Consider the following 21304-nt stretch of genomic DNA (forward strand, 5'->3'; position numbering starts at 1 on the left):
GATCTTATGGACGACCAACATATGCGTCAAAGTCCTTTTTTCCAAACGTCTATTCCAAAAGGTTATGTAGTGGGCGATAAAGATGGACGCCAAGGGCTAGCCGCCTGACTCACTAAGGGTTAGTACCAGGCAGTCGAATAAGGGTAAATACTAGGGAAAATTGACCCGATTGCGCAGCCGGAGTCTGCGCAAAAGCAAGGCTTGTGATCAGCGGGACAAGAATCAAACCCTATAGGATTAGGGCTGCTCCTGAGGATTGCATTCAAGCCGCCTTCCGGGACGCGGCTTCCCGCTGGCGCTTGGCCTCTTCCAGAAGATAAACCTGGTAGTCATCCAGGTCGCCCTGGAAGTCCGTCATGCCCCCGCGCGATACCAGCCAGAACTCGTCGCACACCGAACGCAGCAAAGCGCGGTCATGGCTGACAAGCATGACCGACCCTTCGAATTCGTTCAAGGCAATGCTTAGCGCCTCGCGGGTGGCCAAGTCCAAGTGATTGGTGGGTTCGTCAAGCAGCAGCAGGTTGGGACGCTGCCACACGATCATGCACAGCACCAGGCGGGCCTTTTCGCCGCCGCTCATGCTGCCCACGCTTTGCTTGACCATGTCGCCGCTGAAATTGAAGGTGCCCAGGAAGTTGCGCAAGCCTTGCTCGCGGCAGTCCATGGCGCTGGGGCGCACATTGGCGGGCGTATCACGCACCAGCCGTATCATGTGGTCCAGCGGATTGTCGGCGGGACGCAGGACGTCAAGTTCCTGCTGCGAGAAGTAGCCGATATTCAAGCCTTTGCCAGTGATGATTTCGCCCGCGGTCGCTTGCAGTGCTCCGGCAATGGTTTTCACAAAGGTGGATTTCCCCTGGCCGTTGGCACCCAGGATACCGATGCGCTGGCCCGCCAGCACCGAACGATTGATGTTCTTGACAATCACCGTTGGCGGCGTCCCGACTGGCGCGTCGTCGGCGGGCGGGTAGCCGAAGCTGGCGCCGGACATCGACAGCATGGGATTGGGCAGGCTGGCCGGCTCTTTGAACTCGAACTGGAAATCGGCGTCGGCCAGCATGGGGGCGACCTTCTCCATGCGCTCCAGAGCCTTGACACGGCTTTGCGCCTGTTTGGCCTTGCTGGCTTTCGCCTTGAAGCGGTCGATGAACTTCTGCAGATGCGCGATCTTTTCCTGTTGCTTGGCGTGCGCCGCCTGTTGCAGCAGCATTTGCTCGGAACGCATGTCTTCGAACTTGCTGTAATTGCCGCCGTAGCGCACCAGCTTGCCCTGATCGATATGCAGGGTGACATTGGTCACGGCATCCAGGAACTCGCGGTCATGACTGATGACCACCATGGTGCCCGCATAATTCTTGAGCCAGGCTTCCAGCCACACCAGGGCATCCAGGTCCAGGTGGTTGGTCGGCTCGTCAAGCAACAGCAAGTCGGACGGGCACATCAAGGCGCGCGCCAGTTGAAGACGCATGCGCCATCCGCCCGAGAAGCTGTTTACCGGCTGATCCAGTTCGGCTACCGAGAACCCCAGACCCAGGATAAGCGCCTGCGCCCGGGCCGGCGCATCGTGCGCGCCGGCATCATGCAATGCCATGTAGGCGTGCGCCATGCGCATCCCATCCTCGCTTTGCTCCGAGTCGGCCACTTCGGTTTGCGCGGCCAGCAGCACGGTGTCGCCTTCAATGACGAAGTCGGTGGCGCTTTGCCCGGTTTCCGGCATATCCTGGGCCACTTGCGACATGCGCCATTGGGCGGGAATGGAAAATTCGCCGCTGTCTTCGCTCAATGTACGGTTCAGGACCGCGAACAACGACGATTTACCGGCGCCATTGCGTCCAACGAGCCCGACCTTTTCACCGGGATTGAGCGTGACGGATGTCTTGTCCAGCAATACTTTACTGCCGCGACGCAGGGTCACGTTCTTCAGGATGATCATTCGGAGCTTGTGTTCTTCAAAGGAGGTGGCGCGGCAGGAGGGGCTCGAACCCCCGACCCCGGGCTTAGAAGGCCCGTGCTCTATCCAGCTGAGCTACTGCCGCTTTGTAGGCGGGACGGCGCATTTTAACGCGTCGCCCCCCAAAGCCAAAAAGCCCATGGAATCGTCCACTTACCGGCTCTTGATACACAAACCACAAAGCGAATATACCGCTTGATACGGTGTTTACAATAGGTTGCTTAAACCATTTCAGCCGATGCTACAGTCTCTTTCGTATCAATAACAAGCCGAATGCAGTCACATGACTCATATGCCTCTTCTTAAATCCCGCCTCCTTGTCCTGTTGGCCGCCTTGCTCATGGCGGGCCCCGCTTCCGCCGGAATCACCTACAAGCTTGAACAGACGCATGCCGTTGCGGGCGAAACCGTCAATATCAGGGCGGTGCTGTTCAATGACACCGACTCCGTCATGAGTTGGACGGCTCCCAAGAACCTCGTACTTCAATGGCGCGACCAAGGCGGCCGCAGCATACGCAGCCTGGCCTACCTGGAAGGCAATCAAAGCCCCGTCAACATTCCGGTCAACAATTTCGTCAAGCTGTCCTGGAGTGCCGTCGTGCCGACAGGCGTCAATGGATTGCAGGCCGTGAACATCGAAGGCGAACCCACCCTGCTGGCGCTGGACGCCAGCCCGCTGGAGCGCAGCGTCATCGCGGGAACGCCGGCCGCGGTGCCGGTAATCGATGCGGGCGCGGCAAGCGGCAGCGGGCATTCCGACCCGCCGCTTCCGGCCAATGTGGTCGCGGCAACCGGCGCTTCGCTTACCGAGGGGCCGCCCGTGAATTCGACGAATCACCTGACCACGCCCTCTTCGGCCTTCGATAATTTCCGTAGCGCCATCTCGCCCTACGAACCCGTTTATTTCGACGTGGGCAACAAGGGCGGCCGCAACGCGCGCTATCAAGTCAGCTTCAAGTATCGCATCTTCACGCCCAACGACCCGAACAATCCGGACTTTGCCGACAATATCTACCTGGGCTATACACAGACGGCGCTATGGGATCTTCACTCCGACTCCCACCCTTTTGTGGACACCTCGTTCAAGCCCAGTCTGTTCTGGCGCAAGGACGCGCTATGGCAATCGCCGCAAAAAGACTGGTTCCTGGGGCTGGCATCGGGCGTAGAGCACGAATCGAACGGCAAGAGCGGCGACGATTCGCGCTCGCTGAACTTCGCATATATCCAGCCCGAGTTCAACTATCGCTTCGACGGCGGCAGCACGCTGACCTTCGCGCCGCGCTTTAAAAGCTATTTCAGCGTGAAGAACAATCCGGACTACGCGGATTACGCCGGACACGTGGACTGGAAGCTGCGCTGGGCGCAGGACAACGGCCTGGTGCTGTCCGGCCTGTACCGCCAGGGGCATGAAGGCCGCAATGCAACCCAGATCGAAGCCGCCTGGCCGCTGCGCCGAACGTTCCTGAACATGAACGGCTATTTCCACGTGCAGTATTTCAAGGGCTATGGGGAAACACTGCTGGGCTATAACCACAAAAGCGATTCGCAGGTCCGCGTGGGGATTTCCCTGGTGCCTTAGCGCTGCTTGCCGCCCGCCGCGTCGCTGTCGCAGGCATGGATCAGAAACTGGCGAAAGACATCGACCAGGCCGGCGGGTTCCTTTTCTGGCGGCCATACCAGCCCGACATCCATCGGCGCCACGGGATCGGATATCGGTATGGCGACGATCTTCTTGCCTTCCAGCGACCAGGGCCGGTAAACCAGGTCCGACAGTATCGATACGCCAAAACCGTAAGCCACCAGGCCGCGCAAGGCTTCCAGCGAACTGGTGCGCATGGCCACCTTCAAGGCGGCATGCGTATCGGGCCAATGGCGCAGCGCCGCCGTATCCGCGTCGTCGACCGTCAGCATGATATAGGGGTGGTCGGCGATTTCCTTCAGCGTGGCGGTGGCTTGCCGCGCCAGCGGATGGGACGCGCCCGCCCAGACCCGGCGGCGTGAACGCACCAGCAGCCGATGGCCGTAATGCTCCTGCCGCTCTATATTGGACAGCAGCCCTATGCCAAGATCTATGCTTTTCTCGGCCAGGGCGGCCTCCAGCGATGCCCTGTCCATGTCCACCAGATCGATCTCGACCTGGGGATAGCTGCGCTTGAAACGGCTCAACAGATCCGGCAGAAAGTAACCCAGAACCGTATAGGTGGCCGCCAGCCGTATCGTGCCTTTGGCCGACTGGGGCAGCAGGCTGGCGTGCCGCATGGCGTCGTTGACCGAATCCATGACATGGCGCGCATGATGAAAGAAGACCTGGCCTTCCGGAGTCAACACCACGCCGTGCGGAAGGCGCTCGAACAAGCGAACTTTCAATTGCCTTTCCAGGCTTTGCACGGCGCTGGTGATGGCTGATTGCGACACGTGTTCGGCCACCGCCGCGCTGGAAAATTGTCCCGACGCCGCCGCGGCGATGAAGTAACGGAACTGCCGCAGGGTGACCTCGCTCTTCATTCGATTTTCAAATACCAGATAGCTGAAAATTTGATTTTACGATATCAATATAAGTTCATACACTAGGTCGATAAGCAGAAAGGCAACGCACAGGAGACTGCCCCGATGAATGCTCCCCTCGATCAGGCGATGCTGTCGACGCTCGCCAAGGTATCCCTCGACGACAAGTACACGCTGGAGAAAGGCCGCGCCTACATGAGCGGCACCCAGGCCCTGGTGCGCCTGCCCATGCTGCAAAAGGCACGGGACCAGCGCGCCGGCTTGAATACCGCCGGTTTCATTTCAGGCTATCGCGGTTCTCCGCTGGGCGCGCTGGACCAGGCGCTCTGGAAGGCCAAGCAGCATCTAAGCGATCACGACATCGTGTTTCAGCCGGGCCTGAACGAAGACTTGGCCGCAACCTCGGTCTGGGGCACGCAGCAGGTCACCCTTTATCCGGACGCCACGCGCGACGGCGTTTTCGGCATGTGGTACGGCAAGGGGCCGGGCGTGGACCGCTCCATGGATGTCTTCAAGCATGCGAATTCCGCCGGCACGTCCCGCCACGGCGGGGTCCTGGTGCTGGCCGGCGACGACCACGGCGCCAAGTCGTCCACCGTGGCCCATCAATCCGAACACGATCTCCAGGCGGCGGGCATTCCCGTGCTTTACCCGTCGAACGTGCAGGAATACCTGGATTACGGCCTGCACGGCTGGGCCATGAGCCGCTACTCAGGCCTGTGGGTCGCCATGAAATGCGTCACCGAAGTTGTCGAATCGACCGCCTCGGTGGACATCGACCCGGATCGCGCGCGCATCGTCATCCCCGAGGACTTCATCCTGCCTCCCGATGGATTGGGCATACGCTGGCCCGATCCGCCCCTGGCGCAGGAAGCGCGGCTGATCGACTATAAATGGTATGCGGCGCTGGCCTATACGCGCGCCAACAAGCTGAATCGCATCGTCATCGATTCGCCACGCCCGCGATTCGGCATCATGACCGCCGGCAAGGCCTACCTGGACACCCGCCAGGCGTTGGCCGACCTGGGGCTGGATGCCTCCACCTGTGCGCAGCTGGGCATACGCCTGATGAAGGTGGGCTGCGTCTGGCCCCTTAATGCGCAGGATGCCCGCGAATTCGCCACCGGCCTGGAAGAAATACTGGTGGTCGAGGAAAAACGCCAGATACTGGAATACGCGCTCAAAGAAGAGCTGTACAACTGGCGCGACGATGTCCGCCCAAAGGTATACGGCAAGTTCGACGAAAAAGACAATGCCGGCGGCGAATGGTCGGTGCCGCGCGGACAATGGCTGCTGCCCGCCAGCGCCGAGCTGTCGCCCGCCCTGATCGCGCGGGCGATTGCCAGGAGGCTGGAAAAGACCGAGCTGCCGGCCGAGGTCCGCGCGCGGATCGCCGCTCGCGTGGCCATCATCGACGCAAAGGAACGCGAACTCCAGTCACCGGCCGCCGCCATCGACCGCAAGCCCTGGTTCTGTTCGGGCTGCCCTCACAACACCTCGACCAATGTGCCTGACGGCTCGCGCGCGCTGGCCGGCATCGGCTGCCACTACATGGCGATCTGGATGGACCGCAAGACCGAAACCTTCAGCCACATGGGCGGCGAAGGGGCCGCCTGGATAGGCCAGAAATCCTTCACCACCGAGAAACATGTTTTTGCGAACCTGGGCGACGGCACGTATTTCCATTCCGGCATCCTGGCCATCCGCGCCGCCATCGCCGCCAACGCCAATATCACCTACAAGATCCTGTACAACGACGCCGTTGCCATGACGGGCGGCCAGCCTGTGGACGGCGTGCTGAAGGTGACCGACGTGATCGCGCAAGTGCACGCCGAAGGCGCCCGGAAAGTGGTGGTCGTTACCGATGAGCCCGACAAATACAAGGGCGTGACGCTGGCCGGCAACGCGGCCGTGCATCATCGCGAGGAACTGGACCGTGTGCAGCGCGAGCTGCGCGACATGGAAGGCACCACCGTCCTGGTCTACGACCAGACCTGCGCCACCGAGAAACGGCGCCGCCGCAAGCGCGGCACCTACCCCGACCCGGCGCGCCGTGTCTTCATCAACGACACCGTTTGCGAAGGCTGCGGCGACTGCTCCGTCAAATCCAACTGCCTGTCGGTCGAGCCGCTGGAAACACCTTTGGGCACCAAGCGGAAAATAAACCAGTCATCCTGCAACAAGGATTTTTCCTGCGTCAACGGCTTCTGTCCCAGCTTCATCACCGCCGAGGGCGCACAGCTTAAAAAACCGCAGCCTCAAGAACCCAAGGCGGACGGCGGGCTGAGCACCGGACTGCCCATGCCCGCACTGCCGGCCATGGACGGTCCTTACGGCATATTGATCACCGGCATAGGCGGCACCGGCGTGGTCACCATAGGCGGCCTGCTGGGCATGGCGGCCCACCTGGAAAGCAAGGGGGTGACCGTGCTCGACATGGCCGGGCTGGCGCAAAAAGGCGGCGCCGTGCTCAGCCATGTGCAGATTGCGCGACATCCCGACGATTTGCATGCCACGCGCATCGCAACCGGCGAAGCCGAGGTAATAATAGGCTGCGACGCCATCGTCACCACTTCGGCCGAAGTCATATCGAAAGTGCGCAAGGACACGACCCGCGCCGCCATCAACAGCGCGCCCATTCCCACGGCCGACTTCATCAAGAACCCATCATGGCGCTTTCCCGATGCGGCGGCACATAAGACCTTGACCGAAGCCATGGGCCCGGCGTGCGAATTCCTGGACGCCAATGCATTGGCGGTGTATCTGCTGGGGGATGCCATCTACGCCAACCCTCTGCTTTTGGGCTATGCATGGCAAAAGGGCTGGATACCGCTGTCCTATGAAAGCCTGCTGCGCGCCATCGAATTGAATGGCGTAATGGTGGAGAAAAACCTGTCGGCCTTCGAGTGGGGCCGAGCCGCGGCGCATCATGGCCCGGATGCCATTGCCCCCGACCTGGGCAAGACGGACAAGGCGGCCCAGGTCATCGCCATGCCCGAAACCCTGGACGCGGTCATCGAGCGCGGCGTTCAATGGCTGACGGCATATCAGAATCCCGCCTATGCGCGCCGTTATGCGCTGGCGGTCGAACGGGTGCGTGCCAAAGAGGCCGGCCTGGCATCGGGGAAAGGGATGCGACTGACACGCGCGGTGGCCGGAAACCTGGCCAAGCTGATGGCCTACAAGGACGAGTACGAGGTCGCCCGGCTTTATACCGACCCGGCATTCACGCAAAAACTGCGCACGCAGTTCGAAGGCGAACCCGGCAAGGACTACCAGCTGCATTTTCATCTGGCGCCTCCCCTTCTGGCCAAGCGCAACGACAAGGGCGAATTGGTAAAAAAGAAATACGGACCGTGGGTGATGACGGTGTTCAAGGCATTGGCCCGCATGAAAGGCTTGCGGGGGACCGCGCTGGACGTGTTCGGACGCAGCGCCGAACGCCGCCAGGAACGTGCGCTGGTGCAGGATTACCTTGCGCTGACTCAGGAATTCGACGCCAGCTTGACGGACGGAAACCTGGCCGTGGCCATCGAGTTGGCCAATCTACCGCAAGACATCCGGGGTTTCGGCCACGTAAAGGAAAGGAATCTGCAAGCGGCCCAGGCGCGGCGGGCACAGCTGCTGGACAGCTATCGGAACACGGCGCCTTTAGTACAGGTGGCTTGACGCGTTTTCCTGGCTAGAGTGAAGGCAGTCCGCCTGGGCGGCCTAAAGCGCCAGATAGGATAGTCGCACGTCTTCGTTGGCGGCCAACTCGGCCATCGTGCCGCTGTACCGGATGGCGCCTTTTTCCAGCACATAAGCGCGGTCGGACACCAGATCCGCGAAATGGATGTTCTGCTCGGACAGCAGCACGCTTGCTCCCCTGGCCTTCAAGGCCAGGATCATGTCGGCCATTTGCTCAATGATCAGCGGCGCAACGCCTTCGGAAGGTTCGTCCAGCAACAGGCAGTAAGGATTCCCCATCAACGTCCGCGCCACCGTCAACATCTGCTGCTCGCCGCCGCTCAATGTGCCGGCCCGGCGCTTGCGCATGTCGGCAAGGGCGGGGAACAGATCGAATACCGCCTCCAAGGACCAGTTCAGTCCGGGCCGGCCATCGGGCCGGGTTCTATCAGGCTGACGGCCCGTCGCCAGGTTTTCCATGACAGTCAGATCGGTGAATACCCGCCGATCCTCCGGAACATAGCCCAGCCCCAGGCGTGCGATTTCGTAGGCCTGCCGCTTTTGCAGATCGTGCTCCATGAAGGCAAGATCTCCGCGCCGTGCCGGCAGCAGCCCCATGATGGCCTTGAGCGTGGTGGATTTGCCGGCGCCGTTGCGCCCCATCAAGGCAACGACCTCGCCCTGCTCAACTTGCAGATCGACATCATGCAGTATGTGGGCCGCGCCGTACCATGCATTCAATCCGGCCACGGACAATAGCGATCCCCCCTGCCCCGCATGTACTTGCCCGCTCTTCATACGACAGCGCCTCCCGCCTTGGCCTGGAAGGTCCGGCCCGTTCCGAAATACACCTCTTGGACCTTGGGGTGGCGGCGCACTTCATCGACAGTGCCTTCCGCGATCAATTTGCCACGAGCCAGCACAATCACGCGATCGGCATACGCGAACACCACATCCATGCTGTGTTCGGTAAACAGGACCGCCATATTCCGCTGCACGACCAGACTCTTTACCAGGCCGACCAAGGCATTGCGTTCGGCGGGCGCCATGCCGGCGGTAGGCTCGTCCATCAACAGCAGGCGTGGACTGCCCGCCAGGCTCATCGCCAATTCCACGCGCTTGACATCGCCGTAGGCCAGTTCGCTGCATGCGCGGCCCGCCTGCTCGCCCATGCCGACCTGACCCAGCAAGCGCAAGGCTTCATCCCGGTATCTGGGCATGGCCGTACGCCAGAAGGAATACACCTTGCGATGATGAGACAGCAAGGCCATCTGCACATTCTCCAGCACGGTCAGGGACGCGAAGGTGGCGGCAATCTGGAAAGTGCGCCCCACGCCCAGCCGCGCAATCTTGCGCGAGGGCATGCCCAGCAACTCGACGCCGTCGAAGCGCACCGATCCGCCGGAGGCCGGCAATTGCCCGCCCACCATATTGAACGTGGTCGACTTCCCGGCGCCATTGGGGCCGATCAAGGCCAGCAGTTCGCCCGGCCGCAGCTCGAAGCCGATGGCATCGACCGCCTTGTTGCCGCCGAAATGCTTGCTCAGTCCGCTTACCTTCAGCAGGCTCATGCCGGTTTCCCCTTGCGCTGCAGCAACATGCCGGCATAGCCCGCGATTCCTTGCGGGAAGACCAATACGATCAGCAATATCACCGCGCCGAACAGTGCGCGCCAGTACTCGGTAATGCCCACGAAGTAATCCTGCAGCAGCGTAAAGCCGGCCGCGCCCACGATAGGCCCGAACAGAGTCTGAATACCGCCCAGCAGCACCATCACCAGGCCATCCACCGATTTGCCCACCGTGATGACCTCGGGCGAGGTGCTGCCTTTGGAAAATACATACAAGGCCCCCGCCAAACCGGCGAACAAGCCGGCCACGATGAAAGCGGTCCATTGCACGCCCTTGGCGTTCAGGCCTATGGCGTCGGCGCGCAATGCCGAGTCGCGAACCGAGCGCAAGGCATAGCCGAATGGCGCGAAGGCCATGCGGCGCACCGCGACACTCGCCGCGGCCACCACCAGCAGCGTAAAGTAGTAATAGGCATTGCCCGACAGCCAGGCTTCGGGCCAGATGCCGACTATGCCGTTGGAACCGCCCGTTACCGCGTCCCACTGATAGACGATGGACCATACGATTTGCGCAAAGGCCAGGGTAAGCATGGCCAGATAGACGCCCGTCAATCGAATGCAGAACCAGCCGAAGACGACCGCCGCCAGGCCGGCCGCCAGAGGAGCCGCAAGCAGCGAGGCCGCCATGCCCAGGCCGGCCGATTTGAACAGCAAGGCGGCTGCATAGGCGCCGATACCGAAGTAGGCGGCATGTCCGAAGGAAGGCATGCCGCCCAGCCCCATCATGAAATGCAGGCTGACGGCGAACAGCACCGCAATCAGCATGTCTTGCGCCAGCACCGCGGCGTAGGGCAGGACGCCGGACAGGAGCGGCAAAAGGGCGAAGGCCGCTGCCAGCAGCAGCGCAAGCCACTTGAAGCCCGCGCCCGCCGGGCGCAGGGGCGCATCGGGCTGGCCCGCAAGACGCACCGAGGCCAATGGCCTGCCGCGCAAGCCCCAAGGCCGGAAGACCAGGACGAAGGCCATGAAAATGAATTCGACCACCAGCGTCAGCTTGGGAAAGGCCACGCTGACTCCGGCGATATCGACCACGCCCAGCGCAATGCACAGGGCCTTGAGCTCGGCAATGATCAGCGCCGCCAGGTAGGCGCCGGGAATCGAACCCATGCCGCCCACCACGACCACGACGAAGGCATCGCCGATTACGCTTAGATCCAGCCCCAGGCTGGCGGGCTGGCGTGGAATCTGTATCGCTCCGCCCAGTCCCGCCAGGAAGGCGCCCAGTGCGAACACGCCGGTAAAGAGCCAGGCCTGGTTCACGCCCAGGGCGCCGAGCATCTCGCGATCCTGCGTCGCCGCACGTATCAAGGTGCCCCAGCGGGTGCGCGTCAGCAGCAGCCACAAGGCCAGCAATACCGCTGGCCCGATAACGATCAGGACCACGTCGTACACCGGCAGATAGCGGTCGAAGATCCGCAATGACCCGTTCAGTCCCGGGGCGAGCGGACCCAGCAAATCGTCGGGCCCCCATAGCCAAAGCGCCATGTCGTTGAACACCAGCACCAACGCGAAGGTGGCCAGAAGCTGGAACATTTCCGGCGCCCGATATATGCGGCGCAGCAAGACCATTTCGACCAGCGCGCCAAGCAGGCCGACGACCAGCGCGGCGCAAAGCAGGCTGGCCCAGAAACCCGCCGGCCCCTGGCCCCAGTGCTGGACGATGGAGTAGGCGATGTATATGCCCAGCATGTACAGGGATCCATGGGCGAAGTTGACGATGCGGCTCACGCCGAAGATCAGCGACAGTCCCGCCGCCACCAGGAAAAGAGATGACGCCTCTGCCAAGCCGTTCAGGAACTGAACGATAAAACCGGTAAGGTGCATGCTAAAAAGCGGTGCCGTCAGGCACCGCGGCCCTGGAAGTTAGTCGGCCGATGCGGGCCGCCATTGCCTGACCTGGTCGTCGGTCGGCTGGACGCTGGCTCCATCCACGTATTTGAAATCGGTCATGATGCCCTTGCCGTCCTTGATGGCGATCGTGCCCACGTAGGCTCCCATCGTGGACTGATGGTCGATGCCGCGGTATTTGATGCGTCCAAAAGGCGTATCGACCTCCAGTCCCTTGAAGGCCTGGACCAGCGCTTCCGTTTCGGTGGAACCGGCTTTCTTGATGCCGGCCGCCAGCGACAGGATGGCGTTGTAGCCGACGATGGTGCCAAGGCGCGGATAGTCGTTGTAGCGGGCCTGGTAGGCTTTCAGGAAAGCGTTGTGTTCCGGCGTGTCGATGGCATACCACGGGTAGCCCGTAACCACCCAGCCCACAGGCGCCTCGGCGCCCAGCGGATCCAGGTATTCGGGTTCGCCGGTCAGCATGCTGACCACCGGCAGGTCCTTGAAGAAATTGCGCTGCGTTCCGGCGCGCACGAATTTGGCCAGATCGGTGGCGAACAATACATTGAACATGGCTTCGGGCCGCGCATCGGCCAGCGCCTGGACCACATTGCCCGCATCGATCTTGCCCAAAGGCGTGGCCTGTTCCGCGACGAATTCCACGTCCGGCTGCGCCTGTTTCAGCAGCGTCTTGAACGTGGCGACCGCCGATTGCCCGTATTCGTAATTGGGATAGACGATGGCCCAGCGCTTCTTGTTCATTTTCACGGCGGCCGGAATCAGCATGGCCACCTGCATATAGGTGGAGTTGCGCAGGCGGTAGGTATAGCGGTTGCCGTCGGCCCAGACGATCTTGTCGGTCAACGGCTCGCTGGCCAGGAAGAACTGCTTCTTATGCTTGGCGTAATCGGTGACCGCCAAACCTATATGAGACAAAAAGGTGCCGGTCAGCACATCGACCTTGTCGCGCGTAAGCAATTCTTCGGCGGCGCGCACCGCGTCGCCCGGATTGGAATTGTCATCGCGCACCACCAGTTCCAGCGCCTTGCCGTCGACCCCGCCCGCCGCATTGATCTGCTCAACGGCCAGCTCCATGCCTTTCTTGTACGGTCCCAGGAAGGCAGGCTGGGTCTTGTAGCTGTTCAGCTCGCCTATTTTGATGGTGTCCTGGGCCGCAACGGCTGTGCTTGCCGCCGCCAGTGCCGCGGCGCCTGCCAGTTTCAAATAAAACCTGAAAGAGTACATATAGGATCCTGTGCTGAGCCGTCTGAAGGTAAAAGTGCAATAAATTGTACGCAATATGGGCAGGCAAGACCTGCGGATGCCATTACACTACGCCGACTGAACCCATTTTACTTCCCTCATGCGCGAACTCAGCCTGATTTTCATTGTATCCAGCCTCTGCCTGCTGACGCTCAGCCGATGCCTGTTGGCGGCCTGGCAATGGGATCGCGTCAAGCAGGCGGGCGGCCTGCTGCCCATATTGAAAGGCGGGCTGCGCATCGATGCCAACCAGATTGCCATCATCGCCGGCATCCCGCTCATGCTTGCGCCCTGGCTGGGCCACTGGCCCCTGGCCGTCAGCATCACCGGATGGTGGTTCCAGTTCGCCTGGTTCCTGCTGGTCTTGCTGGAAGTTTCAACGCCCCAGTTCATTCATGAATACGATACGCGTCCCAACCGCTTGTACGTGGAATACTTGAAGCACCCCCAGGAAGTATTCGGCATGCTGTGGAAGGGCTACAAGGCGGTGATCTTCGGCGCGGTCGCCGCCTTGGCCGTCTTTGCATGGATCGCCTGGCTGCTGTTCGCCAACGTGCCCACCGACCCGCCCATGACGTGGTGGCAGCGCCCGATCTTTACGCTGGTGGCGGCGGCCGTCGTCTTTCTTGCCATACGCGGCACGCTGGGGCACCGTCCCATCAACCCATCAACGGTGGCCTACTGCGGCGACAGCATGCTGAACACTTTGCCGCTGAACTCGCTGTACAGCGTGGCCTACGCCATCTACAGCATGAAAAACGAGCGCTCCGCCGCCGACGTATACGGCGACATGCCCGCCCAGGAAATGAACGGCATCGTCCAGCGCTGCGCCGGGCTGGCCGCAGGTCCGGCCGATATCCCCACGCTGCATGTGCAGGAGCCCACCTCACAACGAAGTCGTCCGCTGAACGTGGTGATGATCGTGCAGGAAAGCCTGGGCGCCCAATATGTAGGCAACCTGGGCGGCGCCGCGCTGACCCCGCAACTGGACAGGCTTGCCCAAACCTCCTGGAACTTCACGCGCGCCTACGCCACGGGCACGCGCTCGGTCCGCGGCCTGGAAGCCGTTGTCGCCGGCTTTCCGCCCACGGTGTCCGATGCCGCGCTGCGACTGTCCGGCGCGCAAAGCAATTTCTTCACCATGGCGCAAGTCCTGAAGCAGCATGGCTACCGCTCGCGTTTCATCTACGGCGGCGAAGCGCATTTCGATAATATGAAAAGCTTCTTCCTGGGCAATGGCTTCGACGATCTGTACGACCTGCCCACATTCAGGAACCCCGCTTTCGTCGGCACCTGGGGCGCCAGCGACGAGGACATGTTCAATACGGTTCACAGCCTGCTCAGCGAGGCGCCCGACGAGCCTACCTTCACGCTGGCTTTTTCCGTCAGCAACCATTCGCCCTGGGAATACCCCGGCGGCCGGATAGAGACCGACGGCAACCCGGCCACTGTGGAAAACACCGTGCGCTATGCCGATTGGGCCATGGGGCAATTCTTCGACCGGGCAAGGCAATCCGATTATTGGGAAAACACCGTGTTCCTGGTCGTGGCCGACCATGATTCGCGAGTCGGCGGCGCCAGCCTGGTGCCCTTGCGCCACTTCCATATCCCCGCGCTGATCACCGGGGCCGATGTCGCCGCCAGGCGCGATGACCGCCTGATCAGCCAGATAGACCTGCCCACCACCCTGCTCTCCATCATGGGCTTGCGGGCCGAGCACCCCATGATAGGACGCGACCTGACGCTGCCCGGCGGAGACAGGGCCATGATGCAGTATGGCGAGAACTACGGTTACCTGAAGGGCGACGCGCTGGTCGTGATGGAGCCCCACCGCGACGCCACCCAATACCGCTATCAGGCGCCCGAGACGTACACGCCCATGCCGCTGGACGCCGGCCTGGCCGGCGAGGCCCTGGCCCACGTCCTTTGGCCAAGCTGGGTGTACCAGAATCGGGCTTATACCCTGCCCCAGCTCGGGCCCAAGGCCTAGGCGTGCTGTATGCGAGTCCCCAATACAGCCAGGAATTGCGCCATCCAGGCCGGATGGGCCGGCCATGCCGGCGCGGTGACCAGGTTGCCATCGGTATGGGCCTGGTCGACGGCAATATCGGCATAGGTGCCGCCCGCCAGGCGGACTTCGGCCGCGCAAGCCGGGTACGCCGAACACGTGCGCCCCTTCAGCACACCGGCCGCCGCCAGTATCTGAGCGCCATGGCACACGGCGGCAATCGGCTTTTTGGCGGCATCGAATTGCTTCACGATCTCTATTACCCTGTCGTTCATGCGCAGATACTCCGGCGCGCGGCCGCCTGGAATGACAAGGCCGTCGTAGTCCGCGGCGTCAACCTTGTCGAAATCGTAGTTCAACGCAAAACGATGTCCGGGCTTCTCGCTGTATGTCTGGTCGCCCTCGAAGTCGTGTATGGCTGTGGCAACCGTATCGCCCGCCTTCTTGTCCGGGCACACGGCGTGCACGACATGCCCCACCGTCAACAGGGTTTGAAATGGCACCATGGTCTCGTAATCTTCGGCATAGTCGCCGACCAGCATCAATAGTTTCTTGCTCATGTGTCGTCTCATGTAAAGACAGGTTTCAATGAACGCCGTCGACAAGCGAATGCGGCGCGCCCCGCCCGTATAAAGCCTATGGGCGTTTCCATCTTCTATCCATTCGCGGCAAAAAACAAGCACGATACAATACTTACTGCAAACTGAAAGGAATAAAAATGGAGTTGCTGCTTGATCCCACCATGTGGATCGGCTTGTTGACACTGGTTGTCCTGGAAATCGTTCTGGGCATCGACAACCTGATTTTCATCGCGATCCTGGCGGATAAGCTGCCGCCGGCGCAGCGGGACCGCGCCCGCGTCATCGGCCTGTCGCTGGCCCTTGTCATGCGTCTGGCCCTGCTATCGGCCATATCCTGGCTGTTCAAGCTGACCGAACCGCTGTTCTCGATGGGGCCGTTCAGTTTTTCCGGGCGCGATCTAATTCTTATCGTCGGCGGCTTCTTCCTGGTCTTCAAAGGCACCATGGAAATGCACGAGCGGGTCGAAGGCAAGGCCCATGCCATGTCGGGCTCGCGCATGTATGCCAGCTTCTGGGTCATCGTGACGCAAATCGTGGTGCTGGACGCCGTCTTTTCCCTGGATGCCGTCATCACGGCGGTGGGCATGGTGGATCACCTGGAGGTCATGATGGCGGCCGTCATCATCGCCATCGGCATCATGCTGGTGGCGTCCAAGCCGTTGACGCGCTTCGTCAATGCCCATCCCACAGTCGTCATACTGTGCCTGGGCTTCCTGCTGATGATAGGCTTTGCACTGGTTGCCGAAGGCTTCGGCTTCAAGGTGCCCAAGGGCTATCTGTATGCCGCCATCGGCTTTTCGGTTGCCATCGAATCCCTGAACCAGATCGCGCGGCGCAACCTGCTTAGCCGCGATACCCAGCGCCCCATGCGCGAGCGCACCGCGGAGGGCATCTTGCGCATGCTGGGCAAGCGGCCTTCCACCAGCGACGAGCCCGCTCCCAACTCCGCGCCCTCGCCGGACGATACGCCTTTCGGCGTGGAAGAGCGCAACATGGTCAGCGGCGTGCTGCGGCTGGCCGATCGCAACGTCCATTCCATCATGACGCCGCGCACCGATATCAGCTGGATAGACCTGAACGGCGATCCCGACCACATCCGCCAGGAAATCAGCGAGACGCCTCACGGGTTCTTCCCTGTTTGCCGAGGCTCGCTGGACGATATCGTGGGAATAGGCCGGGCCAAGGACATGATCGCGGATCTGATCACGCACAAGACCCTGAACGAAAAAAACCTGCGCCCGCCCATTCTTGTGCATGAGACCATCCGCATCCTGGATCTGATAAAAACGCTCAAGTCCGCGCGCGGCCAGTTGGTCATCGTCATCAACGAGTTCGGCACGGTCGAGGGGCTGGTTACGCCCATCGACGTCTTTGAAGCCATTGCGGGCGACTTCCCCGACGAGGATGAAACCCCGGACATCATCGCCGACGGAGACGATCGCTGGATCGTCGACGGCGCCACCGACATGCATTATTTCGAGCAGACGCTCGAACTCGAGGGCCTGCAGGACGATACCGACGAGTTCAGCACCCTGGCCGGTTATATGCTGCGCCGTTTCGGCCGCCTGCCGGAAGTCGGGGACGAGCTTGAGTTCTCTCAAGCGAACGGCACGTTCCGATTCCGGGTCCTGCAACTGGAAGGACGGCGCATCGCCAAGGTGCTGGTGCAGCGTTCGCCGGCCAGCGATCAGGAACCCCAGGCGCCCGCCAACGCCGCCTAGGCTTTTATGTTATAGTCGCTGGCTGTTGTGAATTCGGGGCGTAGCGCAGCCTGGTAGCGCATCTGGTTTGGGACCAGAGGGTCGAAGGTTCGAATCCTTTCGCCCCGACCATTACTTCAGCAAAAATCAAGAGCTTACGCAATACAAGGCGTAAGCTCTTTTTTTTTCCGCCGCGCGGCATGGGGCTTTTTACATCAGCGCAAGTGCTCCAGCAGATCCCAGGGCATGGCCGCGCCATTCTGGGCGCAAGCCTGGACCGCCGATTCCAGATTGCCTATGTCGAAGCCACGGGCGGCCAGCCAGCCATCGTTGTAATAGGTCTGCGTATAGCGCTCGCCGCTGTCGCACAATACGGTGACGATGGAGCCTTCTTGACCCGCCTCGTGCATCTCGCGCGCCAAATGCAGGGCGGCGATGAAGTTCGTGCCCGTCGATCCGCCGCAACGCCGCCCCAGGCTGCTTTGCAGATAGCGCAAGGCCGACAAGCTTGCCGCATCGGGAACTTTCACCATGCGATCTATGACCGACGGTATGAAGGACAGTTCGACCCGCGGCCGGCCTATGCCTTCAATCAAAGAGCCGGTCTGAATTTCCAGCTGCTTATCACCCGTGGCATAGGCATCGAAGAACACCGAATTTTCCGGGTCCGCGACGCACACGCGGCTGTCGTAGCCTTGATAGCGTATATATCGCCCTATCGTCGCCGTGGTGCCTCCGGTTCCGCAACTGCACACGATCCATGCGGGCACAGGATGCGGCTCCTGCCGCATCTGGCTGAAGATCGACTCGGCGATATTGTTGTTGCTGCGCCAGTCCGTCGCCCTTTCGGCGTAGGTGAACTGATCCATGTAATGCCCGCCCAACTCGCGCGCCAGGCGTTCGGATTCGCCGTAGATTTCCCGTCCGGAGTTCACCAGGTGTATCTTCCCGCCGTAAAACTCGATGGCGGCGATCTTCTCCTGGGACGTGCCTTTGGGAATGACGGCGATGAAAGGCAAGCCTATCAATCGTGCAAAATAGGCTTCGGACACGGCTGTGGAACCCGACGAGGCTTCGATGACGGTACTGTCCGGATGCAGCCAGCCGTTGCAAAGAGCATACAGAAACAGGGATCGCGCCAGGCGGTGCTTCAGGCTGCCAGTCGGGTGGCTGGACTCGTCTTTCAAGTAGAGATCCACGCCGGGATAAGCCGGCAGGCGCAGGGGGATCAAATGCGTGTCGGCCGATCTGTTGAAATCCGCCTCTATCTTTCGCACAGCCTGTTGCACCCATGCGTCGCGAATACTTGGCATGATCCGGTCCTCTCCTTTGAAATGCGCCGCATCATGCGGCACGCGAGCCTTGCCGATCCGCGCTTACCACGACGTCCGGGCGGCCCGCCTAACACGGCAAAGACTGGATTATAAGAGTTGATCGTGGATGCAAGCCCGCGAACAACGCAATGGCGGCGCCTTCAAGCACTTCCGGTCAGTGAGCGGCTTTCAGCGCATCCTTGCGCCACTGCCCGACCATCTGGCGCAGCTCGCGGCGTATCACCTTCCCGGTGGTGGTCATGGGCAATTCCTGGACGAAGAACACTTCGCGAGGGTATTCGTGCGCGGCCAGCCGCGACTTTACATGATCCTGGATTTCACGCTTGAGCGCATCGCTTGGACTGCGCTCATCCTGCAGGACAACGATAGCCGCCACGATTTCGGTGCGCTGCGCATCGGGCGCGCCGACCACAGCGACCATTTTCACCGAAGGATGCTGCAGGATGCAGTCCTCGATTTCGCCCGGACCTATGCGATAACCCGCCGAGGTGATGACGTCGTCGTTACGGCCGATGAAATGGATGTAGCCATCATCGTCCATGCTGCCGGTGTCGCCGGTAAGCAGCCAGTCGCCCGCGAACTTTTCTTCGGTGGCCCTGGCGTTATTCCAATATTGCAGGAACAGCACCGGATCGGGACGCCGCACGGCTATGCTGCCACTGCTTCCCGACGGCAGCGTGTTGCCCTGCTCGTCGATGATGGCCACGGTATGGCCCGGCACGGCGCGGCCTATGGCACCCGGGCGCGCGGGCATGATGTCCGCGCACGAAGAGACAGTCATGTTGCATTCGGTCTGGCCATAGAATTCGTTGATGGTGAGTCCGAAAGTACGCCTGCCCCAATCGAGCAATTCAGCGCCCAGCGATTCGCCGCCGCTGGCCACGGAACGCAGGCGGTAATTCCAGCGCGTCTCGGGCCTGTCCACCGAGCGCATCATCTTCAATGCCGTGGGCGGCAGGAAAGTGTTGCGCACACCGTAATCCTGCAGGAATTGAAAAGCGTTCTCGGGTGTGAATTTCTTGAAACGATGCGCGACCACGGCAATGCCGTGATGCCAGGCGGGAAGCAGCACGTCGAACAGTCCGCCTATCCATGCCCAGTCGGCCGGCGTCCACATCCGGTCGCCCTCTTGCGGAAAGAGATTGTGCGAGATTTCCACGCCCGGCAGATGGCCCAGCAACACACGGTGCGCATGCAGCGCGCCCTTGGGCTGGCCTGTGGTGCCCGAGGTATAAATGATGACGGCGGGGTCGTCGGCCGCCGTATCGGCTGGAACCAGATCGGAGCCATGCCGCTTCATTTCGCGATGCAGGTCAACGGTATCGGCCTGCGCGCCATCTATCGTAAGTATTGTCTTCAAGGCCGGAAGCTGGCTGCGTATTTCAGCCAGCTTCGCCGCGCCTTCCGCATTGGTCACGACCACCAGCGCCGCACTGTCGGCCAGCCGATAGCACAGCGCCTCGGCCCCGAACAGCGTGAACAAGGGAATGGCTATACAGCCAATCTTGTAAGCGGCGATGTGCGCCCAGGCGGTCTCCGGAGCCTGCGGCAGAAGAATTCCGATCCGGTCGCCGGGCTTGGCGCCCAGGGCAAGAAACAGCTTGGCCAAGCGATTCGACGACTCGTGTATTTCACCGAAACTGTATTGCCGCGCCTGCCCGTGTTGATCGACATGGACCAGCGCCAACCGGCCCGAATCCCGCTCCGCCCACTTGGCGCAAGCGTCGACGCCGATGTTGTAGCGCTGCGGGATCTCCCATTGAAACCGCCTGGCGGCATCTTCATAGCTGGTGGGGTGCAGCGGCAACATGGAAGCGTCCTTTGTCTCTTTGTAGGTATCGTCCAAGTATATAACGCCGAAAAACCGCGCAGCATCCGACGCGAATCGCTATCATCAATGCTTCGCCCCTTCCGACCGATACTTCATGCGTTTGCGTCCGCGCCCCCTGATCCGTATTCTGGCATGCCTGTTACTGCTTGCCCTGGCCGGCGGCTATGTCATGTTCGACCGCTGGCAGCGCGCCACCATATTCGCCATTGAATCGCGCGAGAGCCCCTGGTGGCGCCAGCCGCCGCAAGGCACGGAAATTTTCGACCTGACCCTGGAGAATGGCGATACGGTACGCGCCTGGTACCTTGCCCATCCCTCTCCCGACGCCGCGACCGTCCTGTACCTTCATGGCGCGCGCTGGAACCTGAATGACAGCGCCTTTCGCATCGAACGCTGGGCCGATATGGGTTATGCCGTGCTGGCCATAGACTATCGCGGCTTCGGGGCGTCCACCGCGCGACTTCCTTCGCAATCCAGCGCCGTGGAAGATGCCGGCGCCGCCTTGCGGGAACTGGCACGGCGGCAACCCTTGCCCTCGCGGCGATTCCTGTACGGACATAGCCTGGGCGGCGCCATTGCGGTAGCGCTGGCGGCCACGCCCGGCCAGCCCGATTTTGCGGGCCTGATACTTGAATCGACCTTTACCAGCATCCGGGACATGATCGTCGGCAGCCGATGGGAAAACATTCCAGGATTGGCACTGGTGCTTACGCAGCCCTTTGATTCCCTGGCCGCCATAAAGCGGGTACGCCAGCCGATATTATTCCTGCATGGGACCAATGACCGCGTGGTTCCGCACACCATGAGCGATGCGCTGCTGGCATCGGCTGGCGACCCCGGCTTGCAACGCTACCTGGTGAAGATAGACGGCGCTTCGCACTCGGGCGCCAGCAGCAGTGGAATCTATCGCGATGCGGTCCGCAACTTCACGCGCCATGCCGGCCTGTCCTTGCGCCAGGACGGCGCCCTGGCCGAGCGGTAATCGCCGGGTCGAACCGCATC

General features: G+C 61.4%; 14 protein-coding genes and 2 tRNA genes. 6 read left to right on the top strand and 10 right to left on the bottom strand.

Annotated elements, in window-relative coordinates; all coding sequences use genetic code 11:
* Window positions 1-262 precede the first annotated feature (262 nt).
* Together V0R37_RS15975 and V0R37_RS15980 are read right to left on the bottom strand one after the other, a co-directional pair.
* Entirely contained in the window at window positions 263-1933 is a 1671-nt protein-coding gene (locus tag V0R37_RS15975) for an ABC-F family ATP-binding cassette domain-containing protein (protein ID WP_420375448.1), read from the bottom strand.
* Between the two features lie 26 nt (window positions 1934-1959).
* Window positions 1960-2036, bottom strand: a tRNA-Arg gene (locus tag V0R37_RS15980).
* A gap of 198 nt (window positions 2037-2234) precedes the next feature.
* Between V0R37_RS15980 and V0R37_RS15985 the strand changes: the two genes are divergently transcribed.
* The gene (locus V0R37_RS15985; protein ID WP_420375449.1) at window positions 2235-3530 is read left to right on the top strand and encodes a phospholipase A; all 1296 of its coding nucleotides are present in this window, start codon (window positions 2235-2237) and stop codon (window positions 3528-3530) included.
* On the opposite strand, the gene V0R37_RS15990 is transcribed toward V0R37_RS15985, so the two are convergent.
* On the bottom strand, window positions 3527-4456 hold the full coding sequence (locus V0R37_RS15990) for a LysR substrate-binding domain-containing protein (protein ID WP_420375450.1): 930 nt from the start codon (window positions 4454-4456) through the stop codon (window positions 3527-3529). The two genes, V0R37_RS15985 and V0R37_RS15990, sit on opposite strands and share 4 nt — an antisense overlap.
* 105 nt (window positions 4457-4561) lie before the next feature.
* Here V0R37_RS15990 and V0R37_RS15995 point away from each other — a divergent pair, with 105 nt between their 5' ends.
* Complete coding sequence (locus V0R37_RS15995; protein WP_420375451.1) at window positions 4562-8125, top strand: indolepyruvate ferredoxin oxidoreductase family protein; 3564 nt, start codon at window positions 4562-4564, stop codon at window positions 8123-8125.
* 42 nt (window positions 8126-8167) lie between these two features.
* Here the strand turns inward: V0R37_RS15995 and V0R37_RS16000 are convergent, their stop codons facing one another.
* Genes V0R37_RS16000 through V0R37_RS16015 form a run of 4 tightly spaced genes read right to left on the bottom strand, consistent with a single transcriptional unit; the run spans window position 8168 to window position 12830 of the window.
* Window positions 8168-8923 carry an ABC transporter ATP-binding protein gene (locus V0R37_RS16000; protein WP_420375452.1) on the bottom strand — a complete coding sequence of 252 codons (756 nt, stop codon included), beginning with the start codon at window positions 8921-8923 and terminating at the stop codon, window positions 8168-8170.
* Entirely contained in the window at window positions 8920-9696 is a 777-nt protein-coding gene (locus V0R37_RS16005) for an ABC transporter ATP-binding protein (protein WP_420375453.1), read from the bottom strand. Before V0R37_RS16005 ends, V0R37_RS16000 begins: the two co-directional genes overlap by 4 nt.
* Window positions 9693-11579, bottom strand: coding sequence for an ABC transporter permease (locus V0R37_RS16010; protein ID WP_420375454.1), 1887 nt, complete (start codon window positions 11577-11579; stop codon window positions 9693-9695). The genes V0R37_RS16005 and V0R37_RS16010 overlap by 4 nt, the downstream gene beginning before the upstream one ends.
* A gap of 39 nt (window positions 11580-11618) precedes the next feature.
* A complete protein-coding gene (locus V0R37_RS16015; protein ID WP_420375455.1) occupies window positions 11619-12830 on the bottom strand; it encodes an ABC transporter substrate-binding protein in 1212 nt (403 codons plus the stop codon).
* Window positions 12831-12948: 118 nt separating this feature from the next.
* Here V0R37_RS16015 and V0R37_RS16020 point away from each other — a divergent pair, with 118 nt between their 5' ends.
* A complete protein-coding gene (locus V0R37_RS16020; protein ID WP_420375456.1) occupies window positions 12949-14838 on the top strand; it encodes an LTA synthase family protein in 1890 nt (629 codons plus the stop codon).
* On the opposite strand, the gene V0R37_RS16025 is transcribed toward V0R37_RS16020, so the two are convergent.
* Entirely contained in the window at window positions 14835-15416 is a 582-nt protein-coding gene (locus V0R37_RS16025; RefSeq protein ID WP_420375457.1) for a DJ-1/PfpI family protein, read from the bottom strand. The two genes, V0R37_RS16020 and V0R37_RS16025, sit on opposite strands and share 4 nt — an antisense overlap.
* A gap of 158 nt (window positions 15417-15574) precedes the next feature.
* On the opposite strand from V0R37_RS16025, the gene V0R37_RS16030 reads away from it, so the two are divergent.
* Window positions 15575-17158 (top strand): TerC family protein, encoded by a 1584-nt coding sequence (locus V0R37_RS16030; RefSeq protein WP_420375458.1) that lies wholly within the window; start codon window positions 15575-15577, stop codon window positions 17156-17158.
* A 34-nt stretch (window positions 17159-17192) separates the two neighbouring features.
* Window positions 17193-17269 (top strand) — tRNA-Pro (locus V0R37_RS16035).
* Window positions 17270-17352: 83 nt separating this feature from the next.
* Here the strand turns inward: V0R37_RS16035 and V0R37_RS16040 are convergent.
* Window positions 17353-18450 (bottom strand): PLP-dependent cysteine synthase family protein, encoded by a 1098-nt coding sequence (locus tag V0R37_RS16040; protein ID WP_420375459.1) that lies wholly within the window; start codon window positions 18448-18450, stop codon window positions 17353-17355.
* A 175-nt stretch (window positions 18451-18625) separates the two neighbouring features.
* Window positions 18626-20281, bottom strand: coding sequence for an acyl-CoA synthetase (locus tag V0R37_RS16045; RefSeq protein WP_420375460.1), 1656 nt, complete (start codon window positions 20279-20281; stop codon window positions 18626-18628).
* A gap of 115 nt (window positions 20282-20396) precedes the next feature.
* Here V0R37_RS16045 and V0R37_RS16050 point away from each other — a divergent pair, with 115 nt between their 5' ends.
* Window positions 20397-21284, top strand: coding sequence for an alpha/beta hydrolase (locus V0R37_RS16050; RefSeq protein WP_420375461.1), 888 nt, complete (start codon window positions 20397-20399; stop codon window positions 21282-21284).
* Window positions 21285-21304: the final 20 nt, after the last annotated feature.

The sequence above is a fragment of the Pollutimonas rozaliensis genome (assembly GCF_048751585.1).
Classification (GTDB): domain Bacteria; phylum Pseudomonadota; class Gammaproteobacteria; order Burkholderiales; family Burkholderiaceae_B.

Bases quoted from the DNA above. Each gene is read 5' to 3' on its own strand.
- V0R37_RS15975 (WP_420375448.1), bottom strand. From the start codon at position 1,933: ATGATCATCCTGAAGAACGTGACCCTGCGTCGCGGCAGTAAAGTATTG.
- V0R37_RS15985 (WP_420375449.1), top strand. From the start codon at position 2,235: ATGACTCATATGCCTCTTCTTAAATCCCGCCTCCTTGTCCTGTTGGCC.
- V0R37_RS15990 (WP_420375450.1), bottom strand. From the start codon at position 4,456: ATGAAGAGCGAGGTCACCCTGCGGCAGTTCCGTTACTTCATCGCCGCG.
- V0R37_RS15995 (WP_420375451.1), top strand. From the start codon at position 4,562: ATGAATGCTCCCCTCGATCAGGCGATGCTGTCGACGCTCGCCAAGGTA.
- V0R37_RS16000 (WP_420375452.1), bottom strand. From the start codon at position 8,923: ATGAAGAGCGGGCAAGTACATGCGGGGCAGGGGGGATCGCTATTGTCC.
- V0R37_RS16005 (WP_420375453.1), bottom strand. From the start codon at position 9,696: ATGAGCCTGCTGAAGGTAAGCGGACTGAGCAAGCATTTCGGCGGCAAC.
- V0R37_RS16010 (WP_420375454.1), bottom strand. From the start codon at position 11,579: ATGCACCTTACCGGTTTTATCGTTCAGTTCCTGAACGGCTTGGCAGAG.
- V0R37_RS16015 (WP_420375455.1), bottom strand. From the start codon at position 12,830: ATGTACTCTTTCAGGTTTTATTTGAAACTGGCAGGCGCCGCGGCACTG.
- V0R37_RS16020 (WP_420375456.1), top strand. From the start codon at position 12,949: ATGCGCGAACTCAGCCTGATTTTCATTGTATCCAGCCTCTGCCTGCTG.
- V0R37_RS16025 (WP_420375457.1), bottom strand. From the start codon at position 15,416: ATGAGCAAGAAACTATTGATGCTGGTCGGCGACTATGCCGAAGATTAC.
- V0R37_RS16030 (WP_420375458.1), top strand. From the start codon at position 15,575: ATGGAGTTGCTGCTTGATCCCACCATGTGGATCGGCTTGTTGACACTG.
- V0R37_RS16040 (WP_420375459.1), bottom strand. From the start codon at position 18,450: ATGCCAAGTATTCGCGACGCATGGGTGCAACAGGCTGTGCGAAAGATA.
- V0R37_RS16045 (WP_420375460.1), bottom strand. From the start codon at position 20,281: ATGTTGCCGCTGCACCCCACCAGCTATGAAGATGCCGCCAGGCGGTTT.
- V0R37_RS16050 (WP_420375461.1), top strand. From the start codon at position 20,397: ATGCGTTTGCGTCCGCGCCCCCTGATCCGTATTCTGGCATGCCTGTTA.